The organism is Pseudomonas entomophila, from assembly GCF_013523125.1.
In the GTDB taxonomy this organism is placed as follows: domain Bacteria; phylum Pseudomonadota; class Gammaproteobacteria; order Pseudomonadales; family Pseudomonadaceae; genus Aquipseudomonas; species Aquipseudomonas entomophila_B.
Genome location: NZ_JAAMQJ010000013.1, coordinates 77,411 through 97,098, shown reverse-complemented (window position 1 = coordinate 97,098; position 19,688 = coordinate 77,411). Strand labels below are relative to the sequence as shown.

At 68.2% G+C, this 19,688-nt stretch carries 19 protein-coding genes; 5 read left to right on the top strand and 14 right to left on the bottom strand.

Annotated features, from left to right (window positions below; translation table 11 throughout):
* Positions 1-3 precede the first annotated feature (3 nt).
* Entirely contained in the window at positions 4-540 is a 537-nt protein-coding gene (locus G7007_RS09675; RefSeq protein WP_181101243.1) for a sterol desaturase family protein, read from the top strand.
* Here G7007_RS09675 and crtB read toward each other — a convergent pair.
* Genes crtB through fni form a run of 5 tightly spaced genes read right to left on the bottom strand, consistent with a single transcriptional unit; the run spans position 422 to position 6,359 of the window.
* On the bottom strand, positions 422-1,414 hold the full coding sequence (gene crtB, locus G7007_RS09670; RefSeq protein WP_181101218.1) for a 15-cis-phytoene synthase CrtB: 993 nt from the start codon (positions 1,412-1,414) through the stop codon (positions 422-424). The two genes, G7007_RS09675 and crtB, sit on opposite strands and share 119 nt — an antisense overlap.
* On the bottom strand, positions 1,411-2,901 hold the full coding sequence (locus G7007_RS09665) for a phytoene desaturase (RefSeq protein WP_181101216.1): 1,491 nt from the start codon (positions 2,899-2,901) through the stop codon (positions 1,411-1,413). Before G7007_RS09665 ends, crtB begins: the two co-directional genes overlap by 4 nt.
* Positions 2,898-4,064 carry a lycopene beta-cyclase CrtY gene (crtY, locus tag G7007_RS09660; protein WP_181101214.1) on the bottom strand — a complete coding sequence of 389 codons (1,167 nt, stop codon included), beginning with the start codon at positions 4,062-4,064 and terminating at the stop codon, positions 2,898-2,900. The genes G7007_RS09665 and crtY overlap by 4 nt, the downstream gene beginning before the upstream one ends.
* A complete protein-coding gene (locus G7007_RS09655; protein WP_181101212.1) occupies positions 4,054-5,334 on the bottom strand; it encodes a glycosyltransferase in 1,281 nt (426 codons plus the stop codon). The genes crtY and G7007_RS09655 overlap by 11 nt, the downstream gene beginning before the upstream one ends.
* Positions 5,331-6,359 (bottom strand): type 2 isopentenyl-diphosphate Delta-isomerase, encoded by a 1,029-nt coding sequence (gene fni, locus G7007_RS09650; RefSeq protein ID WP_181101210.1) that lies wholly within the window; start codon positions 6,357-6,359, stop codon positions 5,331-5,333. Before fni ends, G7007_RS09655 begins: the two co-directional genes overlap by 4 nt.
* Before the next feature lie 256 nt (positions 6,360-6,615).
* On the opposite strand from fni, the gene G7007_RS09645 reads away from it, so the two are divergent.
* Positions 6,616-7,530, top strand: a complete 915-nt coding sequence (locus G7007_RS09645) for a polyprenyl synthetase family protein (protein ID WP_258198528.1) — start codon at positions 6,616-6,618, stop codon at positions 7,528-7,530.
* Between the two features lie 526 nt (positions 7,531-8,056).
* Here the strand turns inward: G7007_RS09645 and G7007_RS09640 are convergent.
* Genes G7007_RS09640 through ligD form a run of 6 tightly spaced genes read right to left on the bottom strand, consistent with a single transcriptional unit; the run spans position 8,057 to position 13,853 of the window.
* On the bottom strand, positions 8,057-8,728 hold the full coding sequence (locus tag G7007_RS09640; RefSeq protein ID WP_181101207.1) for a glycosyltransferase: 672 nt from the start codon (positions 8,726-8,728) through the stop codon (positions 8,057-8,059).
* Entirely contained in the window at positions 8,725-9,324 is a 600-nt protein-coding gene (locus tag G7007_RS09635; RefSeq protein ID WP_060393676.1) for a class I SAM-dependent methyltransferase, read from the bottom strand. Before G7007_RS09635 ends, G7007_RS09640 begins: the two co-directional genes overlap by 4 nt.
* Positions 9,321-10,076: a PIG-L deacetylase family protein gene (locus G7007_RS09630; protein WP_181101205.1), complete on the bottom strand. Its 756-nt coding sequence runs from the start codon at positions 10,074-10,076 to the stop codon at positions 9,321-9,323. Before G7007_RS09630 ends, G7007_RS09635 begins: the two co-directional genes overlap by 4 nt.
* On the bottom strand, positions 10,073-11,104 hold the full coding sequence (locus tag G7007_RS09625; RefSeq protein WP_181101203.1) for an acyl-CoA dehydrogenase family protein: 1,032 nt from the start codon (positions 11,102-11,104) through the stop codon (positions 10,073-10,075). The genes G7007_RS09630 and G7007_RS09625 overlap by 4 nt, the downstream gene beginning before the upstream one ends.
* Positions 11,101-11,349: a hypothetical protein gene (locus G7007_RS09620; protein WP_144936063.1), complete on the bottom strand. Its 249-nt coding sequence runs from the start codon at positions 11,347-11,349 to the stop codon at positions 11,101-11,103. Before G7007_RS09620 ends, G7007_RS09625 begins: the two co-directional genes overlap by 4 nt.
* A complete protein-coding gene (gene ligD, locus G7007_RS09615) occupies positions 11,349-13,853 on the bottom strand; it encodes a DNA ligase D (RefSeq protein WP_181101201.1) in 2,505 nt (834 codons plus the stop codon). The genes G7007_RS09620 and ligD overlap by 1 nt, the downstream gene beginning before the upstream one ends.
* A 158-nt stretch (positions 13,854-14,011) precedes the next feature.
* On the opposite strand from ligD, the gene G7007_RS09610 reads away from it, so the two are divergent.
* Complete coding sequence (locus G7007_RS09610) at positions 14,012-14,473, top strand: phosphotransferase system, HPr-related protein (protein WP_181101199.1); 462 nt, start codon at positions 14,012-14,014, stop codon at positions 14,471-14,473.
* Positions 14,474-14,475: 2 nt separating this feature from the next.
* On the top strand, positions 14,476-14,706 hold the full coding sequence (locus tag G7007_RS09605; protein WP_181101197.1) for a metallothionein: 231 nt from the start codon (positions 14,476-14,478) through the stop codon (positions 14,704-14,706).
* A gap of 103 nt (positions 14,707-14,809) precedes the next feature.
* Here the strand turns inward: G7007_RS09605 and G7007_RS09600 are convergent, their stop codons facing one another.
* Together G7007_RS09600 and G7007_RS09595 are read right to left on the bottom strand one after the other, a co-directional pair.
* On the bottom strand, positions 14,810-15,262 hold the full coding sequence (locus G7007_RS09600; protein WP_181101195.1) for a GNAT family N-acetyltransferase: 453 nt from the start codon (positions 15,260-15,262) through the stop codon (positions 14,810-14,812).
* 113 nt (positions 15,263-15,375) lie between these two features.
* A complete protein-coding gene (locus G7007_RS09595; protein WP_181101193.1) occupies positions 15,376-16,905 on the bottom strand; it encodes an FAD-dependent oxidoreductase in 1,530 nt (509 codons plus the stop codon).
* Positions 16,906-17,056: 151 nt separating this feature from the next.
* Here G7007_RS09595 and G7007_RS09590 point away from each other — a divergent pair, with 151 nt between their 5' ends.
* The gene (locus G7007_RS09590; RefSeq protein WP_181101191.1) at positions 17,057-17,593 is read left to right on the top strand and encodes a cupin domain-containing protein; all 537 of its coding nucleotides are present in this window, start codon (positions 17,057-17,059) and stop codon (positions 17,591-17,593) included.
* On the opposite strand, the gene G7007_RS09585 is transcribed toward G7007_RS09590, so the two are convergent.
* On the bottom strand, positions 17,590-19,596 hold the full coding sequence (locus G7007_RS09585) for a peptidase U32 family protein (RefSeq protein WP_181101190.1): 2,007 nt from the start codon (positions 19,594-19,596) through the stop codon (positions 17,590-17,592). The two genes, G7007_RS09590 and G7007_RS09585, sit on opposite strands and share 4 nt — an antisense overlap.
* Positions 19,597-19,688 lie beyond the last annotated feature (92 nt).

Here is a 19,688-nt window from a genome sequence, read left to right as displayed (position 1 = left end):
CTCATGCTGATCAATACCTTGACCTTTCTGGTATCGCTGGCCGCCATGGAAGGCATCGCCTACCTGGCCCACAAGTACCTCATGCATGGCCCTGGCTGGGGCTGGCATCGCTCGCACCATGAGCCACGTCAGGGCTGGTTCGAGAAGAACGACCTGTTCGCGGTGGTGTTCGCCGGGCTGGCCATCGTGCTGATTGCCTTGGGCAACGCGGGTTGGAACCCGCTGGAGTGGGTCGGTGCCGGGATGACCGCCTATGGGCTGCTGTACTTCGTCGCCCATGACGGTCTGGTCCACCGTCGCTGGCCGTTTCGCTATGTGCCACGGCGTGGCTACTTCAAGCGCCTCTACCAGGCCCACCTGATGCACCACGCCGTGCACGGTCGCGAGAACTGCGTGTCCTTCGGCTTCCTCTACGCGCCGCCTATCGATCGCCTGCGGGCAGAGCTGCGGACGCGGCAGGGGGGGCCGTTGCGTCGCTCACCGCGGGACGCTGCCATAGACGACGGTTGCGTGGCGTCGCCGATCGTAGCCGAGAAATGAGCGCCTGACCCAGGCCGACCGCACACGCCCCGAGTTTTTCCGCCTTCGAGGTGCTCAGCCGTCCATCCCAGGCCTGGGCACCCGCTGCCTTGACCTTCAGCCCGATACGCCGGTAGACCCGCGCTGCCGTGGCCACGGCCCAGGCCGAGCGCCAAGGCAGGGCGCCCATGCCATCGCGGGCGCTGGCGTAGTAAGGCTCGGCCTGCTCGACCAGGCGGACCGCCAACTGCGCCAGCGCAGCGCGGTGTTCCGGCGCGGCCAGGCGTTCGGGCGGGATGCCGGCGGCCTCCAGCCATTGGCGGGGCAGGTAGCACCGCCCGACCTTGGCATCCTCGACGATGTCGCGCGCGATGTTGGTCAGCTGCATGCCCAGCCCCAGGTCGCAGGCATGGTCGAGCACCCGCTCGTCGCGCACGCCCATGATCCGCGCCATCATCAGGCCGACCACACCCGCGACGTGGTAGCAGTAGCGCAGGGTGTCGTCGAACGTGAGGTAGGCCTGGCCTTGCACGTCCATGGCGAAGCCTTCGAGCAGGTCGAACGCCTCGCGCCGGCGGATGCCGTGGCGCCGGGCGACGTACTGGAACGCAGCGAAGGCCGGTTCGTGCATCGGCGCCTCGTCGTAGGCCGCCAGGGTCTGCTCGCGCAGATGGACCAGGCGTCGCGCGGCCTCGGCCGGGTCGACCGGTTGCGCATCGTGCCCGGCCTCCTGGCCGTCGATCACGTCGTCGCAGTGGCGGCACCAGGCGTAGAGCATCACCGCACTGCGCCGGGTCGAGGGCGCGAACAGCCGCGCCGCCGCCGCGAAGCTCTTGGAGCCGACGGCGATGCTGCGTTCGGCATGGATCAGCAGCGCGTCGTCGTCTGGCGTCATCGGTGCAGGTCCTCGATCATCAGCCCCGCAGTGGCCTTGGCCGAAGCGATCACCCCAGGCACGCCAGCGCCCGGATGGGTACCGGCGCCCACCAGGTAGAGGTTCTCGACCCGGGCATCGCGGTTGTGCGGGCGGAACCAGGCGCTCTGCTGCAGCACCGGCTCCAGCGAGAAGGCCGAGCCCAGGTGCGCGTTGAGCGTGTCGCGAAAGTCCAGCGGGGTGAAGATGCGGCTGGTCACCAGGTCGCGGCGCAGCCCTGGCATGTAGTGGCGCTCGAGGTACTCGAAGATGCGGTCGCGGTAGGCCGGGCCTTCCACCGTCCAGTCGACCTCGGCATTGCCCAGGTGCGGCACCGGGGCCAGCACGTAGTGCGCCGAGCAGCCGGGCGGTGCCAGGCTCGGGTCGGTGGCACACGGCGAATGCAGGTAGAGGGAGAAGTCGTCGGCCAGGTCCGGGCCGTTGAAGATGGTGTCGATCAGGCCTTTGTAGCGCGCGCCGAAGCACACCGTGTGGTGCTCCAGTTGCGGTTGCGGGCGCGACAGGCCGAAGTGGATGACGAACAGCGAGTTGCTGAAGCGCTTGCCCTGCAGGCGTTGGCCTTCGGTCTTGCCACGCGGATGCTCGCCCAGCAACTGCTGGTAGGTATGGACCACGTCGGCGTTGGAGGCCACCGCATCGGCCTGCCAGTGACGGCCATCGTGCGTGCGCACGCCGGTCAGGCGATCGCCCTGGGTTTCCAGTGCGGCGACGTCGGCGTTGAGGGCCAGCTCGCCGCCCAGGTCCTGGAACAGCCGCACCATGCCGTCGATCAGGGCGCCCGTGCCGCCCTTGGGGAACCATACCCCCCATTGGCGCTCCAGGGCATGGATCAGGGTGTAGATCGACGAGGTGGCGAACGGGTTGCCGCCGACCAGCAGCGCGTGGAACGAGAACGCCTGACGCAGCTTGTCGTTGCGGATGAAGCGCGACACCATGCCGTAGACGCTGCGCCAGGCCTGCAGGCGCATCAGCTGCGGGCCGGCCTGGAGCATGTCGCGCAGGGACAGGAACGGCACCGCGCCAAGCTTCACGTAGCCTTCGTCGAACACCGCACGCGAGTAGTCCAGAAAGCGCCGGTAGCCGTCCACGTCGGCCGGGTCCAACGCCTGGATCTGCCGCTCGAGGATGGCCTGGTCGTTGTTGTAGTTGAACACCGTGCCGTCTTCCCAGCACAGGCGGTAGAACGGATCGACCGGCAACAGCTCGACGTAGTCCTCCAGGCGCTTGCCGGACACCTCGAACAGCGCCTCGATGGCGCTTGGGTCGGTGATCACGGTCGGGCCGGCATCGAAGGTGAACCCTTCGTCCTTGTACACGTAGGCCCGGCCACCGGGCTTGTCGCGGCGCTCCAGCAGCGTGGTCCGTACGCCGGCGGCCTGCAGGCGGATGGCCAACGCCAGGCCGCCGAAACCTGCGCCGATGACGATTGCCGATTTGCCAGGGTTCATCGATGCTCCTTGAAATGCCTTGGGGAATGTCGCCACGCGGCGACGATGGCTTCACCGACCGGAACCGGTGGCTTGCCCATGAGAATCCGACTGCGGTCACGCCAGGTGTTGCGGCCTGCGTAGAAGCGTTCGATCAGCCCGTCGGGCAGGTGGTAGAAGCGCTGCATCACCTGCCAGCGCGCCTCGGGCCGCCCGGCCAGGAACAGCATGCGGTTGAGTAGACGGTAAAAGCCCTGGGTGCGCCAGTGTTCGCGGGCATAGGCCCGCAGTCCGGCACCAAGCGCGGCGGCATCGTCCAGCGGCTGGGCCATCAGCCAATCGGCCAGGCGCACGGCGTCGGGCAGCGAATAGCCGGTGGTGCTGTGGTACAGCCCGGCGCGCAGACCGCTCAACGGTTGCCCATCGGCGGCGTCCCAGAACGCCTCGACGTCGCCGGCCAGGGTGATCGGCAGCACGCCGTGTTCCTCACGCAGGCACTCGGCGATGGTCCAGCCCTGATGGTGTGCATACTTGGCGATGTGCATGCGCAGCTGCTCGGCGCTGGCGCGGTGCTGGTCCACGTAGTGGGTGTCCTCGATCAGCACGGTGTCGGCCGAGAACGGCAGCACATAGACGAAGCGGTAGCCGTCGTGCTGGGCGACACGGGCGTCCATGATGATCGGCGCGGTCAAGCCGTGGGGGCGCTCCAGGCGCACCAGCTGGCCGAGAAAGGCCTGATGGCCCAGCGCCAGGTGCGGGCTGTTCGGCGCGCCGCGGCCATCGATGACCACCTTGGCGCGCAGGTGCCGGCCATCGGCCAGGCGCACTTCGGTGGAGGTCAGCGAATGAATCGGCTGATTCAACTGCAGGGTGTCGCCCAGCGCGTCGGTCAGGACCTGGGCGAAACGCTCGCCGGTGATGCTGGCGTAGCCGCTGTGCAAGGTGCGGCTGTAGGCCGGGAAGTGCACCCGGTAGCTGGGCCAGCGCTGGGCCACGAAGGGTGCGATCCACTGCTGCTGGTGATCGCTCAGGTCGGTTGCGTGGAACGACCAGGTGTGGCTGCCGCCCAGTGCGTCGGCCTGGTCCAGGCACAGGATGTTCAGCTCGGGATGACACTGGCGCAGCCGCCAGGCGATCAGGCCATTGGCCAGGCCGGTGCCGGCGAGAATCAGGTCATAGGTCATCGGCGGTTTCCAAAGGTGAGGACGCAGGCACGCCCAGGGCGGCCTCGATCAGGTCCGCTGCGCGTGCCGCGCCACCACTGGCGGCCAGGGCCTCGGCCTGCCGGGCATGGGCCTGGATCGGCAGCGCGAGCACCTGGCGCAGGGTCTCGGCGATACGCCGGGCACTGGCGCGGCGCGGCAGGCTCAGGCCCAGGCGGTGATGCACGACCCGCGCAGCGACGCCGTGCTGGTCGAAGGCGATCGGCATGACCAGCATCGGCGTACGCGCGACGATGGCGTCCAGCACGGTGTTCAGGCCGCCATGGGTCACCACGGCATCGGCCTGTTCGAGGATCCAGCGCTGCGGCGCGAAGTCGGTCACCCAGGTGGCGCCGCAGCGCTGCAAGGTCGCCTCCTGCGCAGGGTCGAGCCCCCCGCAGTGGGCCACCAGCAACTGCACGTCCAGGGCGCGGCAGGCGCGGGCGATACGCTGGAACTGGCGCAGACGACCGCCTTGCAGCGTGCCCAGGCTGGCGAACACCAGCGGTCGGTCCCGGTCGATGGGCCAGGCGCCCGGTCGATCGGGCGCGGCGCGGCGCAGGGGCCCGACGGCGTGAAAGTGCGCCGGCAGGGTCTGGCGCGGGAAGTCCAGCGTGGCCGGGGTCTGGCTCAATTGCAGCCGGGGCGACAGGTAGGCGTGCAGGCCACGACGCGGCGGCACGCCCAGGCGCTGGGCGCCCTCCAGCAACGCCGTGTCCACCGGCTTCATCAGCCAGTCGTAGACCCGGGTGCTGGCGTGGCACCGTTTCAGGCTGTAGGGGTCCTGGCCAGGGGTGAAGGGCATCACCGGCAGCGGCAGACCGGCCTCGCGGTTGACCGGCAGGGCGCAGGCCAGGGACACGAAGGGCAGGCCCAGCGCCTCGGCCACCAGGCCGCCGGCGCCTTCCATCTGGTCGCAGAGCACCGCCTCGATGTGCAGGGCGGCGAACGCGGCGGGCAGGTGCTCGATGAACAGCCGGCTGGTGTCGGCCAACTGACGGATCAACCGGTGCAGGGCCCATGGGGTGGACGGCGAGGCGGCCAGGCGCAACTGGGCGTCCAGGGTGCCGGGTGGATGACTGTCCAGACCGATTGGCTGGAAGCCGATACGCCGGTCCTGCAACCAGCGCGCGGCATCGACCTGGTGAACGAAGGTGACGCGGTGGCCCCGGTCGAGCAGCGCGCCGGCCAGCACCTCGAACGCCTGGAAGTGGCTGGCATAGGCAGGCGCCACCACGGCGAAGTGGGTCATGGCAGCAGGCGCGCCTGACGCAAGGCGGCCAGGTCGGCCGAGCCGGTGCAGAAGCAGGCGATGCGCAGTTGCTGGAGAATGATGCGGAAATGCTCGACCACCGCCTCGGTGGAAGCCGTGGCCGCGACCAGCACGCCGGCGGCCTGGCCGACCAGGTCGGCGCCCAGGCGGATCGCCTTGGCGGCGTCCAGGCCATTGGCAATGCCGCCGGACGCGATCAGTGGCGTGTCGGGCAGGGCCTCACGCACCTGGCGCACGCAGGCGGCCGCCGGGATGCCCCAGCCGGCGAAAGCGTCGGCCACGGCGCGGTCACTGGCCGACACGGCGCGCTCGGCTTCCACGGCGGCCCAGCTGGTGCCACCCGCGCCGGCCACGTCGATCACCTGTACCCCGGCGTCCACCAGCTGCCGCGCGACCTCCGCCGACACCCCGGCGCCGACCTCCTTGGCGATCACCGGCACCGGCAGCGCCTGGGTCAGGCGCTCGAGCTGTGCCAGCACCCCACGCCAGTCGCGATCGCCCTCGGGCTGGACGGCTTCCTGCAAGGGGTTGAAGTGGATGATCAGGCCATTGGCCTCCAGGCTGTCCACGGCGCGCTGCGCCAGGTCCAGGCCATCGGGCTGGAGCAGCTGCGCCGCGCCCAGGTTGCCCAACAGCGGAATGCGCGGCGCCAGCCGGCGCAGTTCACGGGTCAGGCCGTGATCGTGCACCGAGGTCAGGCTGACCCGCTGCGAACCCACGCCCATGGCGATGCCCAGCTCTTGCGCGGCTTCGGCCAGGTGGCGGTTGATGTGGGTCGCGCGCCGCGCGCCGCCGGTCATGGAGCTGATCAGCAGGGGCGCGTCCAGCGCGATGCCCAGCAGCTGGCTGCGCAGGTCGATCTGGCGCAGGTCCAGCTCGGGCAGGGCGCAGTGTTCGAAACGGATCGCCGACCAGCCGGCGTCGACAGCGACGGTCGCACGGCGAGGGTCCAGCACGATGTCCAGGTGTTCATCCTTGCGACGGGTCAGGTCGGGTTCGCGCATGCTTGCTCCAAGTAACCAGGAATCATCGGTACGGCGTGTTGTCAGTGCACATGGGTGTTGTACAAGATCGGCAGGCTGTACAGCTTTGAATCGCATCAAGGCTCAGGCAACGCCGCATTGCAGACGTTCCCGACAGGCCGAAAAACCTTGAGCTACGCTGAAGGCGTGAGCGACAGGTCCATCTCGACGCCGTACATTCACCACCTGGCCCTTCACGGGCTCGATCACACGCACAGAGGGAACGATGGCCGCACACTTGTCCGCAACTATAGACACAGGGATCGACATTCACCTGCAGCAACTGCGTGACGGGTTGGAACGCCGGCTCGACGCCCTGCTGCCAACGGTGGGCAATGAGCGCGACCTGGTGGCGCTGGCCATGCGTGACGGCACCCTGGCGCCAGGCAAGCGCTTGCGCCCGCTGTTGCTGATGCTCGCCACCGAAGGCCTGGGCGGCCCGGCGCACGCCGCGCTGGACCTGGGCTGCGCCGTGGAGATGGTGCATGCGGCCTCGCTGGTGCTGGACGACCTGCCGTGCATGGACGACGCACTGATGCGCCGTGGCCGCCCGACCGTGCACCTGACCTTCGGCCAGGACGTGGCCATCCTGACCTTCGGCCAGGACGTGGCCATCCTGGCCGCGATCGCGCTGCTGTCACGGGCCTTTGCAGTGATCGCGGCGATCGAGCACATCCCGGCCCTGGCGCGTACCCAGCTGGTGACTCGCTTGTCCGAGGCCGTGGGCAGTCAGGGGCTGGTGCAGGGCCAGTTCCAGGACCTGCACGACGGTACCCAGGCGCGCACCGCCGCGCAGATTGCCACCACCAACCAGCTCAAGACCGGCGTACTGTTCAGCTCCATCCTCGACATGGCCTGCATCATCAGCGATGCCTCGCCCCAGTGCCGCGCGCTGCTCGGGCAGTTCGCCCAGGACCTGGGCCAGGCGTTCCAGCTGCACGACGACCTGTGCGACTGCGATCCGGCCAGTGGCAAGGATCTTGGCAAGGATGCTGGCAAGTCGACCCTGGTGGCGCTGTGTGGCGAGGCCGAGGTGCGCGAGCGGTTGCTGGAGCACCTGGCACGGGCCGACGATTGCCTGGCGCGGAGCCTGGGAGGGAGCGAGACCCTGGGGCGGTACGTGCAGGCGATGTTTGCCAAGATGCGGGGGTGAGGCCAGTGGCCGGCTTGGCTGATGAAGTCTGGGTTGTCTGGCAGGTTGATGTAGCTGATTTTACGGGCCCTGCGGGCCCGATCGCGGCACAGGGGCCGCTCCCACAGGTGACCGCGATAGCCTGCAACCCTGCGGTGGGGCTACGGGTGAGCGGCCCCTGTGCCGCGATCGGGCCCGCAGGGCCCGTAAATCACCCACTCGGCATCATTTCAGGACGCTGCCTGCACCACCGCCTCCAGCCCGCTCAGGTAATCTCCAAACCCTTCCCGCGCCCGGCAATCACGTCGACTGCCACAGGTGACCGCGACGGCCTGCAACACCGTGGTGCGGCTATGGGTGTAGAAGCAGCCCCTGTGCCGCGATCGGGCCCGCAGGGCCCGTAAATCACCCACTCGGCATCATTCAGGGCGCTGCCTCCCACAGGTGACCACGGTGACCTGCAACACCGCGATGGGGCTACGGGTGGAGCGGCCCCTGTGCCGCGATTGGGCCCGCAGGGCCCGTAAATAACCCACCCGGCATCATTTCAGGACGCTGCCTGCACCACCGCCTCCAGCCCGCTCAGGTAATCCCCGAACCCTTCCCGCGCCCGGCAATCACGTCGACTGCTGGTGGCCACGCTGTGCCGGGCCGTCCAGACGATCTGAGCGCCATGCGCTTGAAGTGCCTTGACCAGGTGCACGTCCTCGTGCGCCGCCAGCGCCGGGAAGCCCCCGACCCGCTGGTACGCCTCGGCCGACACGCCCAGGTTGGCCCCATGGATGTGCCGATGGCCTTCGATGGCCTGGTAACGGCTGTTGTACAACTCCCGCAACGCCATCCCTTGCCACGGCTGCCAGCGGTCGATGTGCACGGTTCCGCACACGGCATCGGCGGCGCAGTGCACCTGCCAGGACAACCAGTGCGAAGGCACGCGACTGTCGGCGTCGGTACAGGCCAGCCAGCGGGCGCCACGCTCGAGCATGAACGCAGCGCCGGCACGCCGGGCGACGCCGACGTTGCCAGCATCCACCTTCAAGGTCAGTACGCCATGGCGCCGGGCGATCGCTTCGCTGCCATCGCTGCAGCGGTCGAGCACCACCACCACCTCGACCCGATGCCCGGCCTGCTCGACGTCCAGCATCGCCAGCCGCAGCGCGCGCAGGCAGTGGCCCAGGCGTCTGGCTTCGTTGTGCGCCGGGATCACCACGCCGATCATGAGCAGGTCTCGTCGAGGTCGACCACGCTCGGCTGGCAGGACCAGTATTCGAGCAGGAAGTCCGCTTCTTCGTGACGGAACACCGAGTACAGCGGCAGGTGCTTGGCCAGCAGGTCGTGCACCTCGCGACCGTCCTGCGGGCAACCGGCGATCGGGTGGCGCCAGTGGCAGGCCAGCAGGCCCCCGTCGTAGGTCAGGCTGGCCACCGATTGCTCGATCACCTGCAGCCATTCGGTCGGGTTGAGGTAGTAACCCACTTCGCTGAGCACGATCAGGTCGAAGCTGCCGCCTGGCCAATCCGCCGGCAGGTGCCCCTGTTCGACGCTGGCATTGGTGAACCCGGCCAGCCGCGAGCGCGCCAGGTCGACCGCGTTGGGGTCCAGGTCCTGGCAGAGCAGGGCGGCGCAACGCTCGGCGAGCTGCGCGCTCAACTCGCCGTTGGCGCAGGCCGGCTCGAAGATGCGCTCGTAGCATTGACGAGGCAGGCTGGCCATCACCAGGTCACGCTTGCGCCGCTCGTACCAGCGCGTGCGAAAGGCCCACGGGTCGTCGTTACCCGCGTACAGGTCAGCGAAATATTGCGCGTCGAGGCTCATAGGAACACCAGTTCAAAAGGTTGCAGAAGGCAGTCCAGCAGCAGCGGCGGGACCACGGGAGGGCGGTCGCCATCGGGTTGCAGCTGCGTGAGATGGGCGTGGATGGCCTCGCGCTTGCGCGCCAGGCGTTCGGGGTTCAGGCGCACGCGGTGCGCACGCGACCAAGGCAGCCGGGGGTCATCGGGCTCGGCCCAGTGCCAGGCCCAGACCGGAATCTCGCACAGGGTCGCCTGGCGGGCGGCTGCCACCTGGGCGCAGGCGCGGCCAATGGCTTCATGGTCGCAATGACCATCGCCGCGCCAGGTGGTGATCAGCAGATCGCCCGGCGCGAGCAGCCGGCTGAGGTGGCTGACCAGGTAGGCCTCGTCATGGGCAACGCCGCCGTCGGTCAGGTTCAGGCGCTCCCAGGTCAAGGCGTTGAGGTCGAGCTTGAGCCGCTGCAGGGCATGCCGACTCTCCTGGACGCGCTGGCGGCGCAGGACTGATTGCGGCCATTGCTCGGAGCCTGGGTGGCTGCCTTCGCCATCGGTGGCGGAAACCAGGATCAGGTCCTGTTCACGGCCTTCGAACCCCGCCATCAGGCCACCGGCCATGAGGATCTCGTCATCCGGGTGCGGGGCGACGATCACGGTGCGGCGACCTGGCACGCACAGGGTTTCAGGCTCGATCCAGCCGGCGCGCGCCAGGTGGGCCGAGCGTTTCCAGTCAGACCAGGGTCTGCCCTGGCTGGCCTGGATCAGGTTTTCGGTCATAGTCGCCAGGCCCTTTCTGAAGTGTCGATGAGCTGCTCACCCAGGCCAGCCAGGTCGCGTTCGGCGTGGCTCTGGCGCAGGTACACCGGCAGGTCCGCGCTCAAGCGTGCGAAGTGAGGCGTGCGGCAGAAGGGCGTGGCACCCAAGGCGCGGCCGACGTGTTCGATGACCTGGGTCACGGCGTGCTCGACATGGGCCCTGGTACGGCAGACCGGGTGCTGGGCATCGGCTTCGGGCTGGGCGTCGATCCACGCCGCACAGTCGCGCAGCGTGGCCCGCGCGCCGAACAGGGCAGCGTCCACGGCGCCGAGGTGGGCCAGGGCATGGGGGTCGTGACGACGTGCCTGGCAATAGGCACGCAAGTACTCTGCCAGGGCTTCGGCCGCCCCGTACCAGCACGCCGCGATGCCCGCGCCGCCGTGCCAGAAGCCCGGTCGCGAGAGGTATTGCCCCGGACCGCCCACGGCAATCCCGGACGTGTCGTCGAACAGGACGTCGACGCTGGCGGTGCTGGCCATGCCCACGGCCTGCCAGCCCTCGGTGTGCAGGCGCAGGCTCGGGTCCTTGAGGTCGATGGCTACCAGCTGTGGCTGGTCGTCCTGGTCCCAGGCGGTGATCAATGCACGGTCGATCTGCTGCGCGCCGGAACACCAGGCCTTGCGTCCACCAAGACGGACCTGATCACCGTGCTGAGCGGTGATCTTGGCACGTGCATCCGGCGGTTCGGCGGCCCAGACACCCCACAGCTCACCTTCCACCAGGTGCGCACCCGCGCACTCGGCAAGGATGGCCAGGGCATCGGTATGGCCTTCGTAGAGTTTCGCCAGGGCCAGGTCGCACCCGGCCACCTGCGCCAGGGTCTGCCAGCGCTGCAAGGTATGGCCCTGGCCAGGCAGGGGCAGACGGTCGAGCTCGGCATCGCGCAGCAGGCCCATCAGTTCGGCTAGGCGTGGCTCGGGGGTCATCGTGCGCAGGCGCTCGCCGAAGGACGCAAGCAACGGCGCCAGGGCCGTAGGGGTAGGCTTCATGAGGTGGCCTGTGTCAGTGTGTTCTTTTTCCAGCCCCTGAGGTTCATGCCGCAGAGCACGAACTGCAGCACGATCAGGGCCCAGGCTTGCAGCTGCCAGCCCCAGACCACCCACAGCAGATTGCTGGCGATGAAGCAGCAGAACCCCACGCGGCGACGGTTGGGGCGGCGTGAGCCGATGCACCAGGCCGCCAGCACCGTCAGCGCCATGGCCGGCCATTGCAGCAGGTCGATCAGTCGTTCCATCAGGTCATTCCCATTGTCTTGCGCATCTTCGCGGTGATCGATTGGCGAACGCTCCAGAACGCCGCCCACGGGTCCTGCGTCTGGCGCAGGCGTTCACCGATGTTGCCCAGGTGCCACTGGTTGGCACCCTTGAGCGTGGGGAGTTCCTCACGATCGATCGGCACCGACACCGGCAGGCCTTCGCGGGCGCGCAGCGAGAAGGGGCACACCGTGGTCGCGCCACGGCCATTGCGCAGGTAGTCGATGAAGATCCGCCCGACCCGGTTCTGCGGGCCGGCCACCCCGGACAGACGCTCCGGGAACAGCCCGGCCAGGTGATCGACCAACGCGTGGGTGAAGTCCTTCACCTCGTCCCAGTCCGCCCGCCGGGTCAACGGCACCACCACGTGCATGCCTTTGCCGCCGCTGGTCTTGAGGAACGCCTGGAGCCCCAGCTCGTCGAGCAGTGTCAGCGTCAGTTGGGTGGCTTCGACCATGGCCTTCCACGGCAGGGCCGGGTCGGGGTCCAGGTCGAGCACGAAACGGTCCGGGCGGTCGAAGGCCTTGTCGGTGGCATTCCAGGTGTGCAGCTCCACGGTGTTCATCTGCACGGCGCCGAGCAAGGCCTCGGGACCGTCGATGATCATCACTGGCTGCCCGACCTCGGTCTTGGGGTAGGTGCGCAACGTCGGGATCTTCAAGTGACCGGCGTTCTTCTGGAAGAACAGCTCGCCGCCCAGCCCGTCCGGAGCACGGACCAGCGCCACGGGGCGGGCCTGCAGGTGCGGCAGGATGCGCTCGGCCACCGAGGCGTAGTAGTCGGCCACCTGGCGCTTGGTCAGGCCATGACTGGGGTCGATCACCCGCTCCGGGTGCGTCAGGCGCAAGGTGGTGCGTGGAGCAGGCCGGGCGACATCGGCCGAAGGCAAAGGGCGTTCCAGGTCGATGGCCTCGGCCGGTTTGTCATCGCGCACGCCGTGGAACACCGCATGGCGCACCAGGCCATCGCGGGTCATCTGCGCGTAGGCGACCTCGGCCAGCAGCTGCGGGCGCAGCCAGTGCACGCCACGGGCCTGGGCGCCGGTGGGTGGGTTGGCCAGAGAGGTACGCGCGGTGTGCAGAGGCGTCAGGCGCTGATGAAGGCTGTCGAGGGTCTCGGCGGTGAACCCGGTGCCGACCCGGCCGGCATAGCGCAGGGTATCGCTGTCCGGGTCATGCAGCCCCAGCAGCAGTGCGCCAAAGCGGCTGCGGCTGCCTTTCGGATCGGTGTAGCCGACGATCACGAACTCCTGACGCTGCTTGCACTTGAGCTTGATCCAGTCCTGGCTGCGCTGGCCGCTGTAGAGACTGTCGGCGCGTTTGCCGATCAGGCCTTCGAGCTGCAGCGAGCAGGCGCTTTCGAGCAGTGAATCGACCGGCTCGTCGAAGTCCTGCGAGTACTTGAGCAACGGGCTGTCGCTCTCGGCGAGCAGGGCCTGCAACGCCTCGCGCCGAGCACTGAGTGGATGCTGGCGCAGGTCCTGGCCGCCGAGAAACGGCAGGTCGAACACGTAGTAGGTGATGGTGTCGCTGCGCGCCGTGTCGAAGGCATTCTGCAGTGCCTGGAAGTCGGCATGGCCGTCGGCATCGGTGACCACCACTTCGCCGTCGAGCCAGGCCGAATCCACCCCCAGCGCCCGCAATGCCTCGACCTGGTGCGGCAGCTTGGCGCTCCAGTCGTTGCCGCTGCGGGTGGACAGCCGAACGTCGTCGCCTTCGATGCGCGCCAGAATGCGGTAGCCGTCGAACTTCACCTCGTAGCGCCAGTCGCCTTCGGGCGGCGCGTCCACCAGCGTGGCCAGTTGCGGTTCGAGCCTGTCCGGTAGCCCGGACTCACCGGCGGTGGCCGGGCGCGGGCGTGCTTTCGAGGTCTTGAGCGAGCGCTTGGCCGGGGAGGAAGAAGAAGCCGGCGTGGCCTTGGACGTGGGCCCCAGGGTACGGTCGCTGATCACGCTGTCCGGCTGGTCTTCGACGATGCGGTAGTCCGACTCGCTGCGCGCCTGGTCGTCATGGGACTTGACCAGCATCCACTGTTCTTTCTTGCCCGCCAGGCGGGTGCGGAACAGGTTCCAGGTCCCGGACAGCTTCTCGCCATTCAGCCGAAAGCGCAGCTTGCCCTTGGCGTAGGCCGCCTGAGGGTCGCCTTCCGGCTCCCAAGTGCCCCGGTCCCAGACGATCACGTCGCCCGCGCCGTAATGGCCCTCGGGGATGTGGCCTTCGAAGGCGGCGTAGTCGAGTGGGTGATCCTCGACGTGCACGGCCAGGCGCTTGACCGACGGGTCCAGCGACGGCCCCTTGGGTATGGCCCAGCTCTTGAGCGTGCCGTCGAGTTCCAGGCGGAAGTCATAGTGCAGGTGGCTGGCATCGTGTTTCTGGATGCAGAACTGCAAGGCATGGTCCGTCGCGTCGTCCTGGGTATCGCCGGATGGTTCTGGCGTGGCGGCGAAGTCACGCTTGCGCTGATATTCCTGCAAAGGCTTGGCCATGATCGCATCCCCGTGCGGTTTGCCTGTCCTGTTTCTGGGAGGCACAGGCCGGGGCCAGAGTTCCCTAGAACGGCCAGTGGCGGCGACCGACAAAAAGTCTGAATCATTGGCCAGGGCAGGGGGTCGATTGTCATGAACCTACTTGATGGAGAGCCGACATGGCCAAGGCAGACGATTCCACGACCTGGACGCCGAGTGAAATTGACACCATCGAGGACCGGATGGGCAGTGTGCATGAACTCGACTTCAACGACTCCGATGAACATGAAGGCCGTGCAGGCGATCTGCGCGATCCCCGTGAAGTGGCCCACGAGTTCCCGGCCGAGCGCGTGGCCGAAAGTGGCATGACCGGCGGCGAAGCCCTGAGCGATACCGTCCAGGAAGACGGCGTGACCCTGGACGACATGAGCCCCGGCACGCTGCTGGACGAAACCGGCGCACGCGACCCCGACGAACTGGGCTCCGGCCGTCCGGCCGACCAGACGTTGACCCACGTGGACGTCGAAGAGATCGGCGGCGGCTTCGGCCTGGACGAGGCCGAACTGGCCCGTTCCAACCCGCTGGACGGCAAGCCGTGGACCGATGACGTGGTAGACACCGACGACACTGAGAGGAACTGACCATGAGCGAACAACGCTGTGCCTGCGCGCACTGCTCGTGCACCGTGGACGCCACCACCGTGACCCAGGGTGACAAGGCCTATTGCTGTGAAGCCTGTGCCAACGGCCACAAGGACAACCAGCACTGTTGCATGAACGACTGCGACTGCGCGGCGGCGGTTCAGCCGGACGAAGAGAAGGTCGACAATGCGCTCGACGAGACCTTCCCGGCGAGCGACCCGATTTCACCGTGAGCCATCGAAGTGGGGCATCGGTCGATGAGCGATGGGCCGCATCGATGCCCCTGCATGCTTGCCTGGACCAGAGGCCTGGCAGGTCCCCGGTACTGAGGCAAGCCTAGAGCGCTCGCGTCATGACCACCGTGTGGCCAGGCCCGTCGGGCGTCTCTGCTGCCCTCGTGTAGCCCAGGCGTTCGTAAAAGCCCACGGCCGTGGTCGACGAGCGCACGCGCAGATAGGCGGCGCCGGCCTCGACGGCATGCACATGAAGGGCGTCGAGCAGCCGTGTGCCGATGCCCAGCCCTTGGCAGTCGGGCTGGATGAACACGGTCCTGACGAACCCTTCAGCATCCAGACTCGCCGTTCCTACCACCTGATCCCCCCGCGTGGCCACCAGCATCCAGCGCTGCTGCAGCATGTCGCCGACTGCCTCGGGCGTGAAGCGTCGGGCCAGCTGTTCGATCGCGGGCGGAGGGTAGTCCGGCGTATCGAGGGCGTGCAAGGCACGGATCACGACGTCGCTGATGGTCGGAGCATCGGCAGGTACGGCACGGCGGATGACAAGGGACATGAAGCCTCCAGGGTGGTCCAGGCTGCGATGGGCGCGGGCCCACGACGCTCGGGCGCGCGATGCGACCCTGCCTGCACAGCCTAGCAGGTCGCCTTGGGGTACGGTGCGCAGCCTCAGCCGCCCCCTGCCTGGATGAAAGCCAACGCCTGTTGGCACGACAGCGGCCTGCGCAGCCGACGCGCCAAGGCAGCCATCAACCCCTGTCGTTCGCACGCCACCACCGCTTCGACCTGGTCACCCGCGCAGAGCACGGCCACGAAGTCCAGCCCCTCGGGGTCACCGACATGCTCGATGTGGTCCCATCGACGCGCATGCCCCAGCACTTCGAGCGTCTTGCCATGCTGATAGGTCCAGAAGAACGGCACGTCCACGTAGCGCCGGTCCTGCCCGAGCATGTTGGCGGCGGCGATCACGCCGTGCTGCTGGGCGACGCGCCAGTGCTCGATGTGCGTCCGCTCACCGCCTAGAGGAAAGCTCACCAGATCGCCCGCTGCCCACACGCCCTCGGCCAGGCGCATGCCGGCGTCCACGGGCAGGCAACCGTCCCCATCGCGCAGTGCCGAGAGCAGGCCGCTGGCCGGTTTCACCCCGGTGCCCAACAGCGCCACCGAAGTCTCCAGGCGCGTACCGTCGGCCAGCATCACCGCTTCGAGCCGTTCGCCGCCTTCGAAGCGCACCGGCTCCGTCGGCCCATGAAAGACCGTACCATGCCTGATATGCAGTGCACGTACGGCGCGACCCAAGCGCTCACCGAGCTGGCGTGCCAGGGGCACTTCATGGCGCGTGACCACGTGCACGTCGGCGCCGTAGCGGCGCAGGGCCGAGGCAGCCTCCAGGCCGATGAAGCTGTCGCCGATCACCACCACCGGCTGACCTGGCTCGACCTGATCGAGCACCCGTTCGGCGTCCTCGCGCGAACGCAGCAGCAGGACGCCAGGCAGGTCTGCCCCTGGCAGCGCAGGACGCACCGGCACGCTGCCGGTCGCCAGCAGCGCCTCGTCGTAGTCGAGGGTCCGGCCCTCGGCCAATAGCAACTGCCGACCGTTCACGTCGATCGACTTGACCTTGCCGCGTACGCGCTCCACATCGGCCGCACGATAGAAGGCTCGCTCCAGCAAGGGCGGCACCTCGTCCGGGCTCATCTCCCCGGCGATGACGAACTTGCTCAACGCCGTGCGATCGTAGGCCGGCGCGGCGTCGGGGTCGATCCACATCAGCCGTCCGGCGAAGCCTTCGGTGCGCAACGTGGCCACCGCCGCCGCGCCCGCTGCGCCTGCCCCGATCACCACAAAGCAACGCCCTCTGGCCCGTGCCGGTGACGAGGGGGTGGGCAAGGGTTGATCCTCGACCCAGACCATGCCGTCCTTCACCTGTACGGGGTAGCGCTTCAGGCCGCGCAAGGCAGGCGGCTGCTCGACGGCACCACTGTCCAGGTGGAATACCGCCTTGTGCCAGGGGCACACCAGCACGCCGTCGCACATTGCCCCCTCTTCGAGTGGCGCACCGGCGTGGGGGCAATTGGCTTCGAAGGCCTTGACCGAATCACCCCGACGCACCAGCACACATTCCTCGTCGCCCACCTGGACGCGGGTCAAGGCAGGGTCGGACAGGGCATCGAGCAGGGTCACGGCGTGCAGGGTCATGGGTGAGCCTCCAAGGCAGATCGACGACAGGGCCATGCTGATGTCGACCGTAGCAAACCAGGCAGCGGTGCACTGGCCTGACGACCGGCAGGGAACGCCCGGCGCAAAGCAGTGCCCACGCTTGAGCACCCTTCGACCTGGAGACGACCCCATGCCCCATTCATTGCCCCCTGAGGCTGCAGTGCCCGCACCGCGCCAATGGCATTTTCACGCCGAGGACGCGATCCCGAACAGCCCTTTGCCCGTCCTGGCCTACACCGTACCCTGGCCGGCAGGCACCGACCTGGGCGAGGCCTTCGAAGCCCTGTTCGCCACGCATGGGTGGACGCCGCTGTGGCGCGCCGGCATTTTCCCGTATCAGCATTTCCATCCCGATGCCCACGAGGCGCTGGGTGTGCTGCGTGGGTCAGCGACGGTGCTGATCGGCGGTGAGCAGGGCCAGACCCTGACGCTGAACGCAGGCGACGTGCTGATCCTGCCGGCCGGCACGGGCCATCGCTGCCTGGACAGCCGAGAGGGGTTCGAAGTGGTGGGGGCCTATCCCCAAGGGCAGGAAACGTTCAGCACACTGAGGGCGGGCAGTGGCGAGGTCGGCCGGCACCGGGCGCGCATCGCCCAGGTGCCGCTGCCGGTCGCCGACCCCGTCATGGGGCCGACGGGGCCTCTGATGACCGCCTGGCGGGCCTAGGCGCCCGTGGTGGGGCGGCGGATGGTCTTGAGCAGGTCGTCGGGGCTGATGTGGCCGACCACTTGGGCCACCGCGCTGCCCGGCGTAGGCAGGTCGATGATGTGCGACTTCATCTTGCCGATGATGTGCATCTCGCACGGCTTGCAGTCGAACTTCAGCGTCAGCACCTCGTCGCCCTGGATCAGCTGCATCGGCGCGACCTTGGTGCGCACGCCGGTGACGCCCTTGGCCTGCTTGGGGCACAGGTTGAAAGAGAACCGCAGGCAGTGCTTGGTGATCATCACCGGCACCTCGCCATGCTCTTCATGCGCCTCGTAGGCAGCGTCGATCAGCTTGACGCCATGGCGGTGGTAGAAGTCCCGGGCTCTCTGGTTGTAGACGTTGGCCAGGAACGACAGGTGCGACTCAGGGTAGACCGGCGGTGGCGTGGTCTCGGCCTTGCGGCCGCCGCGCGGGTGGGCGGCCACACGCGCGGCGGTCAGGGCCTCGATGGCTTCACGGCGCAGGGCCTTGAGCTGCGAGTTGGGCACGAAGTAGGCCTGCGGCGCGTGCAGGTCGACGGCCGTGGCGTGGTACTGGGTGGTGCCCAGCTGACCGAGCAGGTCGCGCAGCTGGTCGAGCGCCTGGCCCGGCTTGTTGGCCGCGCCGAACGGTCCGTCCAGGGCGACGCTGACACGGATGCCTTCCTCGCTGGTGGCGATCAGTTCGAGGCGTTGCTCATCCAGACGCGCCTGCCAGGCCAGCCCCACGCGGCGCTCGGCCGAGGTGCGCTGCAGGGCCTGCTGCCAGTTGTGGTCGAGGTTGCGGCTCAGCGGGTGGTGCGGACGCAGGCGCTGCAGGCCGGCGGGCATCTCGTTGGGCTCGACGCGGTAGCGGTAGCGCGTCTGGCCGTCCTCCTCGAACTGGCCACGGGCTTCGCAGATGTTGGCGCGAAAGCCCACCACCTCGCGCTTGACCAGCACGTTGAGGCCATCGCCGTTGGACAGCGGCACGTCGGTGACGACCTGCAGGTCACGCTTGCCGACGCTCTCCACGGTGCCGACCGGCAAGCCGGTGAAGGTCGGCGAGTCGAAGGCGCCGATGTCGATCTTGCGCTCGCTGACGAAGTAGTCGGTGCTGCCCCGGTGGAAGGTCTTGTCCGGGTCCGGCACGAAGAAGTGCTCGGTGCGGCCGCTGGAGGCGCGCGCCAGGTCCGGGCGGTCTTCGAGCACCTGGTCGAGCAACTGGCGGTAGTGGGCGGTGATGTTCTTCACGTAGCCCATGTCCTTGTAGCGCCCCTCGATCTTGAACGAGCGCACGCCGGCCTCGACCAGGGCACGCAGGTTGGCGCTCTGGTTGTTGTCCTTCATCGACAGCAGGTGTTTCTCGAAGGCCACCACGCGGCCCTGGTCGTCCTTGAGGGTGTAGGGCAGGCGGCAAGCCTGGGAGCAGTCGCCGCGGTTGGCGCTGCGCCCGGTCTGGGCGTGGGAGATGTTGCACTGCCCGGAGAACGCCACGCACAGCGCGCCGTGGATGAAGAACTCGATGGCCGCGTCGGTCTGGTCGGCGATCGTGCGGATCTCCTGCAGGTTCAGCTCGCGGGCCAGCACCAGCTGCGAGAAGCCGGCCTGGTCGAGGAAGCGGGCGCGCTCCAGGGTGCGGATGTCGGTCTGGGTGCTGGCGTGCAGCTCGATCGGCGGGATGTCCAGCTCCATCACCCCCAGGTCCTGGACGATCAGCGCATCGACGCCGGCATCGTACAACTGGTGGATCAGCCGACGTGCCGGCTCCAGCTCGTTGTCGTGCAGGATGGTGTTGATAGTGGTGAACACCCGTGCATGGTAGCGATGGGCGAACTCGACCAGCGCGGCGATATCGCCGACCTCGTTGCAGGCGTTGTGACGGGCGCCGAAGCTCGGGCCGCCGATGTAGATGGCATCGGCACCGTGCAGGATCGCTTCGCGAGCGATGGCCACGTCACGGGCAGGGCTGAGCAGTTCCAGGTGGTTCTTCGGAAGGGACATGTCGTTATCAGAATCAGGCTCACGGTCAGGGCCGGCAGTGTACCGGTCAAACGCGGCCGGAGCACGCGCGGGTTGCCAGGCGGCGCGTCATG

What these genes read in the sequence shown, in the direction of transcription:
- G7007_RS09630 (WP_181101205.1), bottom strand. Translation starts at nt 10,076, where the DNA reads ATGACCGAAAACCTGATCCAGGCCAGCCAGGGCAGACCCTGGTCTGAC.
- G7007_RS09620 (WP_144936063.1), bottom strand. Translation starts at nt 11,349, where the DNA reads ATGGAACGACTGATCGACCTGCTGCAATGGCCGGCCATGGCGCTGACG.
- fni (WP_181101210.1), bottom strand. Translation starts at nt 6,359, where the DNA reads ATGCGCGAACCCGACCTGACCCGTCGCAAGGATGAACACCTGGACATC.
- crtY (WP_181101214.1), bottom strand. Translation starts at nt 4,064, where the DNA reads ATGACCTATGACCTGATTCTCGCCGGCACCGGCCTGGCCAATGGCCTG.
- G7007_RS09635 (WP_060393676.1), bottom strand. Translation starts at nt 9,324, where the DNA reads ATGAGCCTCGACGCGCAATATTTCGCTGACCTGTACGCGGGTAACGAC.
- G7007_RS09640 (WP_181101207.1), bottom strand. Translation starts at nt 8,728, where the DNA reads ATGATCGGCGTGGTGATCCCGGCGCACAACGAAGCCAGACGCCTGGGC.
- G7007_RS09590 (WP_181101191.1), top strand. Translation starts at nt 17,057, where the DNA reads ATGCCCCATTCATTGCCCCCTGAGGCTGCAGTGCCCGCACCGCGCCAA.
- ligD (WP_181101201.1), bottom strand. Translation starts at nt 13,853, where the DNA reads ATGGCCAAGCCTTTGCAGGAATATCAGCGCAAGCGTGACTTCGCCGCC.
- G7007_RS09610 (WP_181101199.1), top strand. Translation starts at nt 14,012, where the DNA reads ATGGCCAAGGCAGACGATTCCACGACCTGGACGCCGAGTGAAATTGAC.
- crtB (WP_181101218.1), bottom strand. Translation starts at nt 1,414, where the DNA reads ATGACGCCAGACGACGACGCGCTGCTGATCCATGCCGAACGCAGCATC.
- G7007_RS09675 (WP_181101243.1), top strand. Translation starts at nt 4, where the DNA reads ATGCTGATCAATACCTTGACCTTTCTGGTATCGCTGGCCGCCATGGAA.
- G7007_RS09665 (WP_181101216.1), bottom strand. Translation starts at nt 2,901, where the DNA reads ATGAACCCTGGCAAATCGGCAATCGTCATCGGCGCAGGTTTCGGCGGC.
- G7007_RS09605 (WP_181101197.1), top strand. Translation starts at nt 14,476, where the DNA reads ATGAGCGAACAACGCTGTGCCTGCGCGCACTGCTCGTGCACCGTGGAC.
- G7007_RS09655 (WP_181101212.1), bottom strand. Translation starts at nt 5,334, where the DNA reads ATGACCCACTTCGCCGTGGTGGCGCCTGCCTATGCCAGCCACTTCCAG.
- G7007_RS09595 (WP_181101193.1), bottom strand. Translation starts at nt 16,905, where the DNA reads ATGACCCTGCACGCCGTGACCCTGCTCGATGCCCTGTCCGACCCTGCC.
- G7007_RS09585 (WP_181101190.1), bottom strand. Translation starts at nt 19,596, where the DNA reads ATGTCCCTTCCGAAGAACCACCTGGAACTGCTCAGCCCTGCCCGTGAC.
- G7007_RS09625 (WP_181101203.1), bottom strand. Translation starts at nt 11,104, where the DNA reads ATGAAGCCTACCCCTACGGCCCTGGCGCCGTTGCTTGCGTCCTTCGGC.
- G7007_RS09600 (WP_181101195.1), bottom strand. Translation starts at nt 15,262, where the DNA reads ATGTCCCTTGTCATCCGCCGTGCCGTACCTGCCGATGCTCCGACCATC.